We start from the raw sequence: 14,476 nt of genomic DNA, 5'->3' as shown, positions 1-14,476 counted from the left end.
GGGTCGGGGGAGAGTGATAGCTAACTCATTTGTATTAAAACACCTAGATTATGCATCCCGAATTGCCAACAATCAATCAGATCGTGGTACATTTCTTCCAAAATTTACGCTGGGAGACGAGATAATTACACCCGGACGCTCCTTAAAACGCAAAAATGCCCCATATATGCCAGGATTAGGATAACTGATACGTGCAGCTTTCAGCTGAATGTTCCCGATTACCCTGTCATGAAAGAAAATAGTCATGCTATGGAAGAATAGCGTCAGCCACTGCTTCTGGGTAAATGGGAAGGCAGCACTGAGTTTAACGTAGTGGCAGTGCTAGCGGTAGCTGCCCAGAGTGCGCAAGCAAAGTGAATGGCTTACGCCTAATTGCTGGGCTGTACGGTGACTTGACGCCCTGAAACGGTCACGCGTCCGTCTGCGATCGCGGCGAGAGTTGCCGGGTAGATGTGGCACTCGGCATCAAAAACGCGTGCCGCGAGATCCTCAGGCTGATCCTCTGGCAGGACCTCGACCACGCTTTGGGCGATGATGGGCCCATGGTCATAATGATCGTCGACAAAGTGAACCGTGCAGCCACTCACTTTCGCCCCATGCTCGAGCACCGCCGTATGCACTCGGATGCCGTAGAAGCCTTCCCCGCAGAACGCCGGGATCAACGACGGGTGAATGTTGATCACACGATTTTCAAAGTCGCTGGGCACTGCGATCTGTTTGAGAAAGCCGCCCATGACCACCATTTCAACGGCATGCTCGCGACAGGCCTGGAAGATCGCCTGAGAGAACTCTGCTTTGTCTGGGTGCTGCCCAACGGTAATGACCTCGCAGGGGGTGTTCGCCTCGTGGGCGAAGCTCATCCCCTTGGCCTTGCTACTGCTAGAGATCACGAGAACGACCTCCAGCGGTAGTTGATCTTCGCGGATCCGCTCTAGCAAGTTACGTAGCGTCGTCCCGCCACCAGAGATCAATACGGCGATCCTCAGTGGATTGTCCACCGTATGTTTCGACCAGGTAGTCATCGGCTGCATCATGCCTGCTTTACATAGATGCGAACTTCGCTGTCAGCGATCTTGGTCTCGATCGGATCAATGCCATCGATGACCGAAAGCTGAACTGAGGTCGCCAGGGTTTCTGCCTGAATGTAGTTGGTGTAAGCCGTGACAGCTGACTTTACGTCGTCTGACTCAGGTACCACGCCTACTTCAATCTTAGCGGTGTACTCCAGGTCAAGTTCTTTCCGTTTGTCCTGGATCAATCGCACGATGTCCTTGACGTAACCCTCTTGGATCAACTCAGGCGTCAACTCGGTATTCAAGACAACAACGCAGAGCTTGCCCTGTGCGGCGGCCCAACCTTCTTTGGCGGAAAGGCGAACCTGGATGTCGTCGTTGTCGAAGGTGAGCGACTCTCCTTCGATTGTGAGCGTAAACGCCCCGTTGGACTGCAACGCATTGAGCAGCGCCGCTGCATCCGTTTGACCGAGCACCTTCTTCACGTTGGGCATCAGCTTGCCTACGCGAGGGCCTAGCCGTTTGAAGTTCGGCTGGATCTGGTAGTTGATGTACTCGTCAGCGTCTTGCGTGTATTCCACGTTCTTGACGTTCAGCTCTTCGCAAAGGATCGCACTATGCGACTTGAGCCAATCTCGATGCTCGTCGTCGGCCAAGACAACTTCCACCAGGCTCAGTGGTTGGCGAACCTTTAGCTTCTCGTTCATGCGGGCCTGACGACCAAGCGAAGCGACTTCACGCAGTAGTTCCATCCGCTGCGAAAGCTGCGTGTCGATTGCGTTCTGATCGGCCGTTGGGAAATCGCACAAGTGCACACTGCTTTTTGCTTTCTCGCCGAAAACACCGGCCAGGTTTTGCCAAAGCGTTTCGGAAAGGAAAGGGACAAATGGTGCGATGACTTGGCAGGTCGTCAGCAAGCATTCGTACAAGGTCCAGTAGGCATCCAGCTTGTCGGCCGACGCTTTGTCCTTGCTCCAGAAACGATCGCGGCTGCGGCGGACGTACCAGTTCGATAGCCCGTCGACGAACTGATTGATCGCGGCACACGCGTTGTAGTTGTCGTACGCATCCATACGCTCGGTAACGGTTTGGATGGTGCGATTGAGTTCACTCAGCACCCAGCGGTCGAGTTCGCCGCGCTCAGCAACCGGCCGGGCACCTGGGGCACCGACAAAGTGTTCTGCTAGGCCCTTATCCAAGTCTTCTACCGACGTTTCTGGCTCAAATCCGTCGATATTGGCATAGATCGTGAAGAAGCTGAAGACATTCCACAGCCGCAGTAGGAACTCAGGGATGCTGTCCTTGATCGACTGCTCGTTGTAGCGGATGGCCGTCCACGGAGGCTGATTGGCGTAGAGGTACCACCGTAGCGCATCGGCGCCGTACTTGTCGAAGATTTCGTTGGGCTCGCGATAGTTGCGGTCCCGCTTAGACATCTTGCGGCTGTTTTCGCCGAGCATCAGCCCCAGCACGATGCAGTTCTTAAACGGGTGCGGGTATTCGCGCGGCTCGGTTTGGCCTGCTTCATCCTGGCCGAACAGCAGCGTGCTGATCGCTAATTGGCTGTAGAACCAACCACGCGTTTGGTCGATCGCTTCACTGATGAAGTCGGCCGGAAACTGCGCCTTGAATTGTTCTTCGCCCTGGTGCGGGTAGCCCCACTGGGCAAACGGCATGGCGCCCGAGTCGTACCAGCAGTCGATCACTTCCGGCACGCGTTTCATGCGTGCTCCGGCGGCATACGGCGAGTCGTAAGTGATCTCGTCGATGTACGGTTTGTGGATCTTGAGGTCTTCGGCCAGGTCGGGATTTTCGGCTTTTGCTTTCTCCCAGGCATCGAAACCGGTCGCACCGGGCTTGGCTTCCAGCTCGGCATAGCTGTCGATCGCTTCCCCTTTGCCCGTTTCTTCGCAAACCCAGATCGGCAGCGGTGTGCCCCAATAGCGCTCACGAGACAGGGCCCAGTCGACGTTGCTTTCCAGGAAGTTGCCGAAGCGACCGTCGCGGATGTGATCGGGCAACCAGTTGATCTGCTGGTTGTTGGCCAGCATCTGGTCTTTGAATTTCGTCGTGCGGATGAACCAGCTTTCCCGCGGATACTGGATCAGCGGATCTTCTTCGGCTCGCCAGCAGAAGGGGTAATCGTGCAAGTACTGATCGAGCAGGAAGAGCAGGCCGCGCTCTTTGAGTTCCCGCGCGATGTCCTTATCGGCTTCTTTCACCCAGCGTCCCTTGTAGTCGGGAGCTTCCTCGGTGAACTTCCCATCCGGGCCGACGGCACAGATCAACGTTGGACCTTCACGGTCTTCAAATCGTTCCTGTTCAACCGCTAATACATCGTAGTCGACTTCACCAAATGCCGGAGCTTGATGGACGACACCAGTACCGCTGTCTGTCGTAACGAAGTCGGCGGCTACAACCCGCCAGGCGACGTGCTGCTTTTCGCCTGACTTCAATTTGCCTTGGGTATCGCCGAGGTCTTTGTAGTAGTAGTCGAACGGCGGACGATAGCGTTTGCCCAACAGTTCGCTGCCCTTGGTGGTGCCCACGACCTTCCACGTACGCTTGGCCTTGGCGGCAATCGTTTCGACAAGTGCCTCGGCGACGATTAGTTTTTCACCAGACTCTTCGTCCTCAACCGTGGCGTAGTCAAGCTCGGGATGGACGGCAGCAAACTGATTGCTTGGCAGCGTCCAAGGAGTCGTTGTCCAGACTAAAAGGGATGTGTTGTCTTCGCTTAGTAAGGGAAAGCGAACGAACACGCTGGGGTCGGCGACTTCGCGATAGCCTTGGCCGACTTCACCGCTACTGAGTGCAGTACCACCTTGGGCCCACCACCAGACGATCTTATGGCCTTGGTAAAGCAGTCCGCGATCGTACAGATTCTTCAGCGACCACCACACGCTTTCGATATAGCTTTTGTGATAGGTGACATAGGCTTCGTCCAGGTCGACCCAGAAGCCGAGTCGTTCGGTCATCCGTCGCCACTCTTGCATGTAGCGCCAAACGCTGGCCTGACATTTGTGGATGAACGGTTCGATGCCGTAGCTCTCGATCTCTTCCTTCGAGTGGATGCCGAGTTCTTTGCAGACTTCCACTTCCACCGGTAGGCCGTGCGTGTCCCAGCCAGCTTTGCGCTCGCAGTAGTAACCACGCATGGTGCGATAGCGAGGAAAGACGTCTTTGATCGCACGGGTCAGGCAGTGTCCCGGGTGAGGCATGCCGTTGGCAGTTGGCGGCCCTTCGAAGAAGACGAACGGTTCGCACCCTTGCCGGGCCTCGAGCGACTTTTCATAGATCTGGTTTTGTTGCCAGTACTCGAGGACTTTGGTTTCCATGGCGGGAAACGAAACATTCTGGGGGATGCTTTCAAACATCGATTCTCTTCTTCCTCGAGCTATCTATGAATGAGGGAGCAAAATGCTCCCCCACAAATTCCTATTCAGTTCAGGCGGTCTCGCCTCAGCGAATGCTGTATAGCCACCATGGACTCAAAGTGGCTAAGAATGAAAAAGTCGTTTCGCTGGGGCCGAACCGCCCCAGCCGACAATGAGGACTACAAGTGAAGACCTGGGGTTCAGGGCACAAATTATTTGTCGTCGCCTGACTTCTTTTTATCCTCGTCTCCTTCTTCTTCCTCCTCCTCAGCGTCGTCGTCGTCTTCTTCATCTTCTTCGAAGAACTCCTCTTCGACGTCGTCTTCCTCTTCGTCGATCAAGTCATCATCGAAGGATTCGCTGTCGACCGGCGATTCGTCATCGAATTCCTCGAAGTCTTCGTCGAAATCATCGTCGAAGTCGTCCTCGTCGAAATCCTCTTCCTTTTCTTCTTCATACTCCTCATCGGTTGCTACAATCGAACCGGAGGATGGGTAAGGGAAGTTTTCGTTGACGGGGGACTTATCCAAGAGTTCTTCGGGCATTGCAAACCTTCGGTCGTTCGTTGTTGTGCCACGGGCACGATAACAGGGAGCTCGTTCACCGGGAACCGAATCCTGAAATTAGAAAAGCCAGACCCCTATTACGTCAACCACCTAGTACGCGAAAACATTGCTGTCTGAAGCATTTACGGTGATTACGGATGAAATTGCCCCCAGGTCAAGTCGTTGCCGTTTGTCTCTCTACCGGTGGAATTCCGCGGCTTCCGGTCGAATCGGCCCAATTAACCGTCGCCGGCTTCGAGAATGATGGCCATCGTTACGACGAGCATTACGCCAAAAACCGGGCCGTGACCCTTTTTAACCAAGAGATTCTCGATCAATTCGTCCCCGGCGCCGAAGCGTTCCCCCCGGGCAGTGTCGGCGAGAATATCACCGTGGCCCGGATCGACTTAACGGCACTAGAGGTTGGTACGCGATTATTGGTGGGAGAAACCGAAATCCAACTCGAAAAACGTTGGAAGCCGTGCCATGCTAAGAATTCGAGCAGCGGGTACTCACGAGTCAACGAACTCGAGCACTTCGGGTTTTTTGCCAGTGTGGTTCGGCCAGGAACTGTCCATCCCAATGACCGCATCGAAGTACCCAACGCGTCAGACCAATAAGTTCGAGGGGCACAAGCAACCCGTGTTTCTGGCTTGAACGGCACGGTCCGTCGCAACCTCGAGCAACGTCGATTCCTGTAGTGAACTTCGACACCAACGCATGGAAGTTGCTTCAGCACGTAAAGAAACAGGCCTCGATAACTTATGTTATCCAGGCCTGTTAGGTGTCGAGTTCGGTGTCCCAGTAAGCTTCGCTCACGAACTTAGTCCAGGACTCGATGCGGACTCGTCTGGCCGCGTAAACTGGCGTCCACTTCGGCCGGAACGGTTCTTTCCGCATTGGCATGTGGGCCTCGGCAGGGGTCCGGTTTGCCTTGCGATGATTGCAGTCGACGCAAGCCAACACGCAGTTTTCCCAAGAGGACTCACCTCCCTTGCTACGCGGAACAACGTGGTCGATCGTCAGGTATTCGCTGCCTGGTCGCGATCCACAGTACTGACACATGTACTGGTCCCGCTTGAACACATTCCGGCGACTGAACGTCACCGTGTTACGGGGGATACGATCGTAGTTGACTAGCGAGACGACTTCCGGAATTCGCACCTTTAACAGTTGCGAAGAAATGAAAGGCTCGTCCTTGCTTGGGGCCAGGTTCGACCAGTCTTCCCACGTATACAACTGGTAGCTATGAGGGTCGACGATGCGAGCCGTTCCGCAGAATACCTGCGTCAATGATCGTGCCACCGAGGCCACACCGACAGGCTGCCAGTTGCGGTTGAGGACCAGCGTGGGCCGCTCCAAAAGGGCCGTCATGAATCTATTCTCTCCCTCGTCGAAAAGGCAACCGATCGGAATCGAACCGAACGTTCATTCCTGCGTGCAGCAGAAAGTCCTCGTACCACCGAGCCACGGCTACCGAAGTAACGATATTACGACTAAAAGTCCTAGGGCTAGGAAGGGAAACACGGATAGACCTTTCGCGTTCGCGACTGGAGGTCCAGCGTGTAAAACCTTCAACATAACATACTTCCGGCCATCAACGCCAATTTTTCAAACGACAGAGCTTGAGGCGAATCTGGCCAACGCAACGGAACTGTAGGCAAATTGTGTTAAGGAGGTACGAAGGCTTTCGTAATTCGTGGAAAAAAGGTCGATAGCCTGTCAATGGTTACGACCCAATATCCCCCAGAAGGCCTTCATTTGCCTTGTCAAATCGCCATGTTTCCATTTGTTCTTTAAGACCGAAAACCTCGGCTGGGGTTCACAAATGGAAGGAAAACTGCTGGGGGGAGCCGCTGACTGACGTTAGAATAGGTGCTCTGCATGAACCCACCAATTGCTGACCTCTACCTTCGAGTCTCACCGATGAGCTTTCCTTTACGATCGATTTCCTTGGCCGTTTCGCTCTCGTTTGTTATTGCCATGAGTTCCAACCTGCCTGCCCAGCAAGAAAAAGTCATATACGACGAAGCCGAAGTTCCCGAGTTTACGCTGCCTGATCCTTTGGTTGCCGAAGACGGCGCGAAAGTTGAGTCGGCCCAAGTCTGGAACGAGAAGCAACGTCCCTATTTGCAGGGACTTTTCGAAAGCGAAGTCTACGGTAAATCTCCGGCCGCCCCTGAAAAGATTGAATACAAAGTGACCGAATCTTCCGACGAGGCGTTTGATGGGACCGCTCGACGTCGGCAAGTGGCGATTCAGTTGACCGACGATCCAGACGGGCCGGTACTCAACGTGCTTCTTTATCTGCCGAAGACCGATAAGCCAGTGCCCACGTTCATGACACTGAATTTCTACGGTAATGCTTCCATTCACCCTGATCCGGCCATTGAACTGCCCCAAAGCTGGTTACGAAACAACAAGGAAAAGGGAGTTGAAGACCACAAAGCGACCGAAAAAATACGAGGTGCGAGCAAGCAGCGCTGGCCAGTCGAAATGATCTTAGAAAAGGGCTACGGCCTGGCAACGGCATACTATGGCGACATCGACCCCGACTTCGACGATAATTTCCAGAATGGGATTCATCCCTACTTCTATGCCCAAGGGCAAGAGAAACCTAAGCCAGATGAGTGGGGCAGTGTCGCGGCTTGGGCTTGGGGACTGGGACGAGCGATGGATTACCTGGAACAGAGCCCGGAAATTGCATCCGACAAAGTGATTGTGATGGGGCATTCGCGGCTCGGGAAGACCTCTCTCTGGGCCGGAGCGACCGATCCTCGTTTCGCAGCGGTAATCTCGAATAACTCTGGCTGCGGTGGTGCGGCCCTTTCGCGAAGACGATTCGGCGAATCGGTCAAACGAATCAACACTTCGTTTCCGCATTGGTTCAACGATAACTTTACCCAGTACAACCACAACGAAGATGCCTGTCCGGTCGATCAGCACGAGCTGATTGCCTTGATTGCACCGCGTCCGTGCCTGGTCTGCAGTGCTGAAGGGGACCGTTGGGCCGATCCCAGAGGTGAATTCCTCTCGGCGAAGTATGCCAGCCCAGTTTACGAACTGTTGGGTGTCGAAGGGCTAAAAGCGGACGATATGCCAGCGGTCGACCAACCGGTTCTCAGCCGTTTGGGCTACGTTATCCGGGCCGGGGGGCACGATGTTAAGCCAATCGACTGGCAGCGTTACATGGAATTTGCCGACACACACGTGCTCGGCAAGTAACCACCATCTGGCGGCACTTGGGGGGCATTTGGTAGAACGTATCTTCACCCAACGCTGACGAAGGAGCCCTACGTGAAACTGATTGTCGCCGTGATCCAACCTACTAAGCTGGACAGCGTCCGCACTGCCTTGGCCGAAATGGCCGTCGAGCGATTGACGGTCTACGATGCCGAGGGGTACGGACGGCAACGCGGTCAAACAGCTACCTTTCGCGGTATCGAGTACCAAACGAACCTGCTGCGAAAGGTAATCGTAGAAATTGCCGTGAACGACGACTTTCTGGAAAAGACGCTTAGCATCATCGAGAATGTTTCGCGCACCGGCCAGGAAGGTAATATCGGTGATGGCAAGATCTTAGTCTTGCCGATCGAGCAGGTCGTTCAAATTGGCGGCAAAGAAAAAGGCCCGTCGGCTGTTTAAACCAACCCCCAGGTAATCCATTGATTCTCTACTTCACTGTCGACTTGATGTCGAACTCGCGCGTTTCGGGGCCTGCCAAAGCTCAGGGAATTCCACTGCGGGTAATCGCTTCCAAGGGAGGGATACTCGAAACGATCGACGACGAAACCACCGCATTGCTGGTCGACCTGAATCCTCCGGCACGCAATGCCATCAGTACGATTCAAGAGGTCAAAGCGGCCCATCCCGACCTGCGGATTGTTGTGCACGGGCCGCATGTTCAGGTCGATTTATTAGGCCAAGCCAGAGAAGCCGGAGCCGAGGTGCTTACCAACGGCCAGTTCCATCAGCAGGTCGACGCGGTTCTTGCCAAGCTCAACGAGCCAGCTTAGTTCACGTCGTCTTCGCTCGAATCGCTATCTGGCTGGGGGACATCTTCGTCCGTACCCAGGTCCTTGTTGAGCGCCGGCATGGCAAAGCGTGGCTGGTCTTCGTCGAGGACAATCTCGTCGATTTCTGCCTGATCGACATCGCGACGAAGCAGCAGGTAAATGCCAGCGAACACGGCAAAGAAATAGCCAAAGCTGTAAGCCGGCACCAGACGCTGGACAACGTTGTACCAGAATCGCCAGACTGGACCGGCGACATGATGCGTTAAGATCGCCTCGGTCTGCTCGAGACCTTGCCCCCATTGAAGCCCGGTCGAAAGTGCAGCCAGCGAAGTCCCGACCAGCAGGCTTATCGCATAGTAACCCACCGAACCAGCGGCAAGCGAGACGATCAGATACCACAAATAGTGAAATGGTCGTTGGGTCACATAGGCGTAGCAGCGGCTGAGGGCATCGAAGTGGTCCGAGCATTCGGTGCTGATCGCCCCCCACATCAAAGGCCACCCCAGTATTAAGGGAACCACGAGCATACCGATCCCGATCGACACCAAAACGGCTACGAAGCCAAAGATACCGGTGACAACGGCGGCCCAAGGTCCTAGCCAGTTGATTAGGCCAAAGATCAACAGAATCACCATCAGCATGGTGACCCCAATCATGGGGAAGATGGGGGATAGGAAGTAGCTGATAAACTTGCGAAGCGAATGCCGTAAGGCGCTCTTGAGTCCGCAGCGATCATTCACCGAGAATTCCATCGCCGCGATCCGTGAAATGGCTCCGCCAAAGATCGCAAAGGTGGCTATGTACCAAAGAGAATAAAACAGGAAGACAAATAATCCACCAAAAGTCGGAGCTGGAAAGATTCCGTGGAAAGGGTTTTCGCCACTTAATCCGCTGCGAACAAGTTCCAGGAAGTTCGTGGGCGATGCTGCCAGGACAGGCCCAGCGCCCTCGCTAACCCAACTGCCGAAGAGATTCAATCCGATCCATTGACCGATTGCCAGAGTGCAAACACCCACGTAAGCAAGCAGCAAGACCCGCAGATAAAACGCGATGAGGGTTGCCCGGAAGAGGATTAACCAGGGAAAACATTCGTGCCACGAAATGCCTCGTAGTAGACCGCGCTCCTCCGACATGCAGCTAAACTCCTCGTACCCTGCGGGAAAATTTGAGCCCGAATTATAGGCAGAGAAGCAGCGTATTAAAACGTCACTCTTACGAATCTTCGTCGTCGAAGGGCCGATTCGCCTGTTCTTCGAGGTGCTTTTCGATATCGACCGGCAGCGTATGTTCCTCGTCGAGCCATTGTCCGAGGTCGATCTGGCGACATCGTTCACTGCAAAAGGGCATCGCCGGAGTGTAGTTAATCTCGAAGAAGTGACCACATGTCGGACAACGTAGGGGAGCCATGCCGGCCTCTTTCCGAAAAAACAATACGCAGGGCAGGGAGAATACCTACGGGGCCTAACTAAACAGGTGGCTGATGTTCAAGGCACAAGCACAACAGCCAGTCTTCATCATTGCCAACGTCTATCGACCAGCCGCTAGTCTGCATTGCCAATCGATTCGAAAGCTAATCGGACGATTTGCTCTTCGATTCACTCTTGGCAGGCTTAGACGAATCGCTCTTAGAGGATTCGCTGCTCTTGGCACCCTTTTCGGCGCTCTTCTTATACGAATCGCTGCGATAGTCTGTGATGTAAAACCCAGAGCCCTTGAAAAGAATGCCACCACCGGTGCTGAAAAGCCGACGCAGCTTCTTTTTCTTGCACTCGGGACACTTTGTGAGAGGATCGGCCGAGATCGACTGGAATTCCTCGAATTCATGGTCACAAGCGTCGCACTTGTATTCGTAGGTGGGCATTACAAGGGATTCTCAGGGGTTAGTTTTCAGTTTGAAGTATCCAGTGTTCTGTCTGAGAAAGAGAAGGGGCATCTCCTGTTCTTTCTGGAAACGGAACACGGAATACTTGCTTACTCATAATTTTACTCTACTCGGCTGATTAGTCAGGTGCTTTCGACACAATCACCTGGCTGGCTCGAATGCAGCGGTCGTATAGCTTGTAGCCTTGCTGGGTAACCTGCAAAACCGTGCCAGGGGCGACATCCGCGCTGGGTTGCTGCAAGATTGCTTCGTGGAAGTTTGGATCAAACGACTGGCCTTCCGCCTGAATCGGTTCGCAGCCGCGTTTCTTCATCGCTTCTAAAAGCTGCTTTTCAACCAGCTTGATTCCGTCGATGATACCGCCTGCTTCGTCCGAATTTTCGACCGATTGCAGGGCTCGCTGCAAGTTGTCGACAACCGGCAAAAGGTCGTTCAACAGCGGCGAGTTGGCGAACTTAAGTTCGTCGTCACGCTCGCGACGTACGCGCTTGCGATAATTTTCCAGGTCTGCCTGGGCCAGGAGAACTCGCTTCTCCGCATCGACCAGGCCTTGCTTCAACTTCGCAACCTGATCGTCAGGACTGCCGAAGAATTCGTCGGTGGACGCACTCTCTTGGGTCGCTTGCGACTCGGGACCTTCAGTGGTGGGGTCCTGCGAGGGATCCTTTTCGGGATGATCTGCAGACACGCGCTAAACTCCTTGATTAGCTCTTCTTCTTGATCTCTTTTTCGTCGGTCGTTGTGAACAAATAGTCTCGAATTGATTCGAGGAACGACTTCCGATGGGGACTGACGTTGGTGTGTTCGTATTCGGCTAGTTCGCGAAGCAGTTCTTCCTGCTTGGGATCCAGCTTTTTAGGGACTTCGATGTACGTTTGAACGTACAAGTCGCCGGTGCCGCGGCCGTGTGGGTCAGGCATCCCTTTGCCACGCATCTTGAAAACTTCCGACGATCCAGAGCCTACCGGCACGCTCAGCGTGGCAGGCCCATTGAGTGTCGGGACCTCGATTTCGCTACCGAGAACTGCCTGGGTGTACGTGATCGGCATCTTCAGGATCAGGTGATCGCCTTCTCGTTCGAACAGCTTGTGCTTGCGAATCGAGATATGGCAATAACAATCCCCCGGTGGTCCTCCGTCAGGGCTAGGCTGCCCTTCGCCGGCCAGGCGAACCCGCATGCCATCGTCGACCCCAGCTGGGATGGCGACGTCCATGCTGACGCGTTGGGTCGTGAAACCGTTACCCCGGCAATCGCCGCAAGGATCGGTGATGATCGTTCCTTGGCCACCGCATGAAGGGCAAGTCGTTTGTACGCGCAAGATACCTGCTTGCTGCACCACTTGTCCGGCACCACCGCAACGGCTGCACGCTTCCGGCTGCGAGCCTGGCTTGGCACCACTGCCGCTGCACGTACCACATGCAACGCGACGATCGACTTGGATATCGCGATCGACGCCGGTTGCCGCTTCCTCCAGATCGAGGTTCACGCGAACTTGAATGTCGGCCCCTTTGCGGACGCGCCGACGGCCTCCTCGACCCCCACCGCGGCCGAAGATATCGCTGAAAATCCCTCCGCCGAAAATATCACCGAACGCTTCCATGATGTCTTCGACATCGTGAAAGTTTGCCCGGGAACCCCCTTCGACGCCCGCATGTCCGTATTGGTCGTAGCGAGCCCGCTTTTCCGAATCGCTGAGCACTTCGTACGCTTCGGCAGCTTGCTTGAACTGAACCACGGCTTCTTCGTCGCCAGGATTCGAGTCGGGGTGGTATTTAATCGCCAGCTTGCGATAGGCCTTGGAGATCTCTCCGCCGGATGCGGATCGCTCGATTCCCAGGACTTCGTAGTAGTCGACTTTGGTGGCCATCGTGTCCTCACGTAGGCGGCTCTAGAAACAAAACGGGCTGGTCCCCGGAGGAGATTCAGCCCGTTGAATTTTTTCGTCCTAAGCGGCAAGGGCAAGGCACTTGCCGCCGTTTGGGATCGACGCAACGTCGGCTTAGCGAATCACGCCTTCGGAGGGACGCTTGCCGTCGTCATCCAGGTTGGTGACCAGTGCTTCGGTCGTCAACAGCAATCCGGAGATACTCGCGGCGTTGCTCAGTGCCGTACGAACCACCTTGGCTGGATCGATGATGCCAGCTTTGACCATGTCGACGTAGTCGCCCTTGTAGGCGTCGTAGCCGTAGTTGGTCGACTTCTGCTGAACTTCGTCGACAACCACGTTGCCGTCGATGCCGCAGTTGTCGGCGATTTGACGCATCGGAGCTGGTAGAGCCCGAAGGATGATGTCGACGCCGATCTTTTCGTCGCCACGAGCCGAGGAACGAGCCTTTTCAACGGCTTCGATCGCACGAACCAAAGCGACACCGCCACCAGGCAAAATGCCTTCTTCAACGGCTGCACGGGTTGCGTGCAAGGCGTCTTCGACGCGGGCTTTGGTCTGCTTCATTTCGGCTTCGGTTTCGGCACCGACCGAGATGACAGCCACACCACCGGAAAGCTTGGCCAGGCGTTCCTGGTACTTTTCACGATCGTATTCGCTGTCGGTCTCTTCGATCTGACGCTTCAGCTGACCGATACGCGATTCGAGTTCCTTCTTGTCGCCACCACCTTCAACGATTGTCGTCTTGTCCTTGGTGATGTTGATCTTCTTGGCACGACCGAGTTGGTTCAGTTGAACCTTATCGAGGGTGATGCCCAGGTCGTCGCTGATCACGGTACCACCGGTCAGAACGCTCATGTCGGCCAGCATCGCCTTGCGGCGATCGCCGAAGCCAGGAGCCTTGACGGCAGCAATGTTCAGCACGCCACGCAGACGGTTGACGACCAGCGCGGTCAGGGCTTCGCCTTCGATGTCTTCGGCGACGATCAACAGCGGCTTGCCGGTGTTGCCGACTTGTTCCAGCAGTGGAATCAGCTCACGCAGGTTGCTGATCTTCTTTTCGTGAAACAGGATGTAGGCGTCTTCCAACTCGACGTCCATTTCGGACGGACGATTGATGAAGTACGGCGAGATGTAGCCCTTGTCAAACTGCATCCCTTCGACGTAATCGACCGTGGTTTCGCGGCTTTTGCCTTCTTCCACGGTGATGACGCCGTCTTGACCGACGCGGTGCAGGGCTTCGGCCAGCAGTTCGCCGATCGCACGATCGTTGTTGGCACTGATCGAACCAATGTTCGCGACGTCGTCCTTGCTGTTAACCGGCTTGGCCATGTTCAGCAGGAAGTCTTCAGCCGCGGCAACCGCCTTTTCAATACCACGACGAATCGCGGTTGGGTTGCTACCGGCAACGATGTTGCGAAGACCTTCTTTGAAGATCGCACGGGCCAAAACGGTGGCGGTAGTCGTACCGTCACCAGCCACGTCGGAAGTCTTGCTGGCGACTTCATTAACGAGCTTGGCACCCATGTTCTCGAAGCGGTCTTCGAGTTCGATTTCTTTGGCGACGGTCACACCGTCTTTGGTGACCGTGGGGCCACCGAACGACTTGTTGATCATCACGTTACGACCGGTTGGGCCCATCGTGACGGCGACAGCGTCGGCCAGCTTGTCGATACCCTTGAGCATTTTGGCTCGGGCTTGATCCTCGAAAAGCAGTTGTTTTGCCACGCTAAGAATCCTTATGTGATAAAAACTGA

The 14,476-nt window shown here is 54.9% G+C and carries 15 protein-coding genes; 5 read left to right on the top strand and 10 right to left on the bottom strand.

Annotated elements, in window-relative coordinates; genetic code table 11:
- The coding region (locus HOV93_RS24190; protein WP_207399135.1) for a hypothetical protein at positions 1 to 184 on the top strand (184 nt) is incomplete at its 5' end.
- Positions 185 to 368: 184 nt separating this feature from the next.
- Here HOV93_RS24190 and purN read toward each other — a convergent pair.
- The 3 genes from purN to HOV93_RS24175 form a co-directional block, all read right to left on the bottom strand.
- The gene (purN, locus tag HOV93_RS24185; RefSeq protein ID WP_207399134.1) at positions 369 to 1,022 is read right to left on the bottom strand and encodes a phosphoribosylglycinamide formyltransferase; all 654 of its coding nucleotides are present in this window, start codon (positions 1,020 to 1,022) and stop codon (positions 369 to 371) included.
- Positions 1,023 to 1,030: 8 nt separating this feature from the next.
- Complete coding sequence (gene ileS / locus HOV93_RS24180; protein ID WP_207399133.1) at positions 1,031 to 4,390, bottom strand: isoleucine--tRNA ligase; 3,360 nt, start codon at positions 4,388 to 4,390, stop codon at positions 1,031 to 1,033.
- Positions 4,391 to 4,602: 212 nt separating this feature from the next.
- On the bottom strand, positions 4,603 to 4,935 hold the full coding sequence (locus tag HOV93_RS24175) for a hypothetical protein (protein WP_207399132.1): 333 nt from the start codon (positions 4,933 to 4,935) through the stop codon (positions 4,603 to 4,605).
- 158 nt (positions 4,936 to 5,093) lie between these two features.
- On the opposite strand from HOV93_RS24175, the gene HOV93_RS24170 reads away from it, so the two are divergent.
- Positions 5,094 to 5,555 carry an MOSC domain-containing protein gene (locus HOV93_RS24170; protein ID WP_207399131.1) on the top strand — a complete coding sequence of 154 codons (462 nt, stop codon included), beginning with the start codon at positions 5,094 to 5,096 and terminating at the stop codon, positions 5,553 to 5,555.
- A 160-nt stretch (positions 5,556 to 5,715) separates the two neighbouring features.
- Here HOV93_RS24170 and HOV93_RS24165 read toward each other — a convergent pair whose 3' ends face one another.
- Positions 5,716 to 6,309: an HNH endonuclease gene (locus tag HOV93_RS24165; RefSeq protein ID WP_207399130.1), complete on the bottom strand. Its 594-nt coding sequence runs from the start codon at positions 6,307 to 6,309 to the stop codon at positions 5,716 to 5,718.
- Between the two features lie 552 nt (positions 6,310 to 6,861).
- On the opposite strand from HOV93_RS24165, the gene HOV93_RS24160 reads away from it, so the two are divergent.
- From HOV93_RS24160 to HOV93_RS24150, 3 genes are all read left to right on the top strand, one after another.
- Positions 6,862 to 8,160 carry a glucuronyl esterase domain-containing protein gene (locus tag HOV93_RS24160; protein ID WP_207399129.1) on the top strand — a complete coding sequence of 433 codons (1,299 nt, stop codon included), beginning with the start codon at positions 6,862 to 6,864 and terminating at the stop codon, positions 8,158 to 8,160.
- A 72-nt stretch (positions 8,161 to 8,232) separates the two neighbouring features.
- Positions 8,233 to 8,580, top strand: coding sequence for a P-II family nitrogen regulator (locus HOV93_RS24155; protein WP_207399128.1), 348 nt, complete (start codon positions 8,233 to 8,235; stop codon positions 8,578 to 8,580).
- A 20-nt stretch (positions 8,581 to 8,600) separates the two neighbouring features.
- Entirely contained in the window at positions 8,601 to 8,951 is a 351-nt protein-coding gene (locus tag HOV93_RS24150) for a response regulator transcription factor (RefSeq protein ID WP_207399127.1), read from the top strand.
- Here the strand turns inward: HOV93_RS24150 and HOV93_RS24145 are convergent.
- From HOV93_RS24145 to groL, 6 genes are all read right to left on the bottom strand, one after another.
- Positions 8,948 to 10,084, bottom strand: coding sequence for a hypothetical protein (locus tag HOV93_RS24145; RefSeq protein WP_207399126.1), 1,137 nt, complete (start codon positions 10,082 to 10,084; stop codon positions 8,948 to 8,950). The two genes, HOV93_RS24150 and HOV93_RS24145, sit on opposite strands and share 4 nt — an antisense overlap.
- Before the next feature lie 79 nt (positions 10,085 to 10,163).
- Positions 10,164 to 10,358: a DNA gyrase inhibitor YacG gene (locus tag HOV93_RS24140; RefSeq protein ID WP_207399125.1), complete on the bottom strand. Its 195-nt coding sequence runs from the start codon at positions 10,356 to 10,358 to the stop codon at positions 10,164 to 10,166.
- Between the two features lie 163 nt (positions 10,359 to 10,521).
- Entirely contained in the window at positions 10,522 to 10,812 is a 291-nt protein-coding gene (locus tag HOV93_RS24135; RefSeq protein WP_207399124.1) for an FmdB family zinc ribbon protein, read from the bottom strand.
- 139 nt (positions 10,813 to 10,951) lie between these two features.
- A complete protein-coding gene (gene grpE, locus HOV93_RS24130) occupies positions 10,952 to 11,521 on the bottom strand; it encodes a nucleotide exchange factor GrpE (RefSeq protein WP_207399123.1) in 570 nt (189 codons plus the stop codon).
- Positions 11,522 to 11,537: 16 nt separating this feature from the next.
- Complete coding sequence (dnaJ, locus tag HOV93_RS24125; RefSeq protein WP_207399122.1) at positions 11,538 to 12,701, bottom strand: molecular chaperone DnaJ; 1,164 nt, start codon at positions 12,699 to 12,701, stop codon at positions 11,538 to 11,540.
- A 132-nt stretch (positions 12,702 to 12,833) separates the two neighbouring features.
- On the bottom strand, positions 12,834 to 14,447 hold the full coding sequence (gene groL / locus HOV93_RS24120) for a chaperonin GroEL (protein WP_207399121.1): 1,614 nt from the start codon (positions 14,445 to 14,447) through the stop codon (positions 12,834 to 12,836).
- Between the last annotated feature and the right edge of the window lie 29 nt (positions 14,448 to 14,476).

This window comes from Bremerella alba (assembly GCF_013618625.1).
GTDB lineage: Bacteria > Planctomycetota > Planctomycetia > Pirellulales > Pirellulaceae > Bremerella > Bremerella alba.
This window is presented reverse-complemented; position numbering and strand designations above follow the sequence as displayed.

Bases quoted from the DNA above. Each gene is read 5' to 3' on its own strand.
- HOV93_RS24140 (WP_207399125.1), bottom strand. From the start codon at position 10,358: ATGGCTCCCCTACGTTGTCCGACATGTGGTCACTTCTTCGAGATTAAC.
- HOV93_RS24135 (WP_207399124.1), bottom strand. From the start codon at position 10,812: ATGCCCACCTACGAATACAAGTGCGACGCTTGTGACCATGAATTCGAG.
- HOV93_RS24160 (WP_207399129.1), top strand. From the start codon at position 6,862: ATGAGCTTTCCTTTACGATCGATTTCCTTGGCCGTTTCGCTCTCGTTT.
- dnaJ (WP_207399122.1), bottom strand. From the start codon at position 12,701: ATGGCCACCAAAGTCGACTACTACGAAGTCCTGGGAATCGAGCGATCC.
- ileS (WP_207399133.1), bottom strand. From the start codon at position 4,390: ATGTTTGAAAGCATCCCCCAGAATGTTTCGTTTCCCGCCATGGAAACC.
- purN (WP_207399134.1), bottom strand. From the start codon at position 1,022: ATGACTACCTGGTCGAAACATACGGTGGACAATCCACTGAGGATCGCC.
- HOV93_RS24175 (WP_207399132.1), bottom strand. From the start codon at position 4,935: ATGCCCGAAGAACTCTTGGATAAGTCCCCCGTCAACGAAAACTTCCCT.
- HOV93_RS24170 (WP_207399131.1), top strand. From the start codon at position 5,094: ATGAAATTGCCCCCAGGTCAAGTCGTTGCCGTTTGTCTCTCTACCGGT.
- HOV93_RS24145 (WP_207399126.1), bottom strand. From the start codon at position 10,084: ATGTCGGAGGAGCGCGGTCTACTACGAGGCATTTCGTGGCACGAATGT.
- HOV93_RS24165 (WP_207399130.1), bottom strand. From the start codon at position 6,309: ATGACGGCCCTTTTGGAGCGGCCCACGCTGGTCCTCAACCGCAACTGG.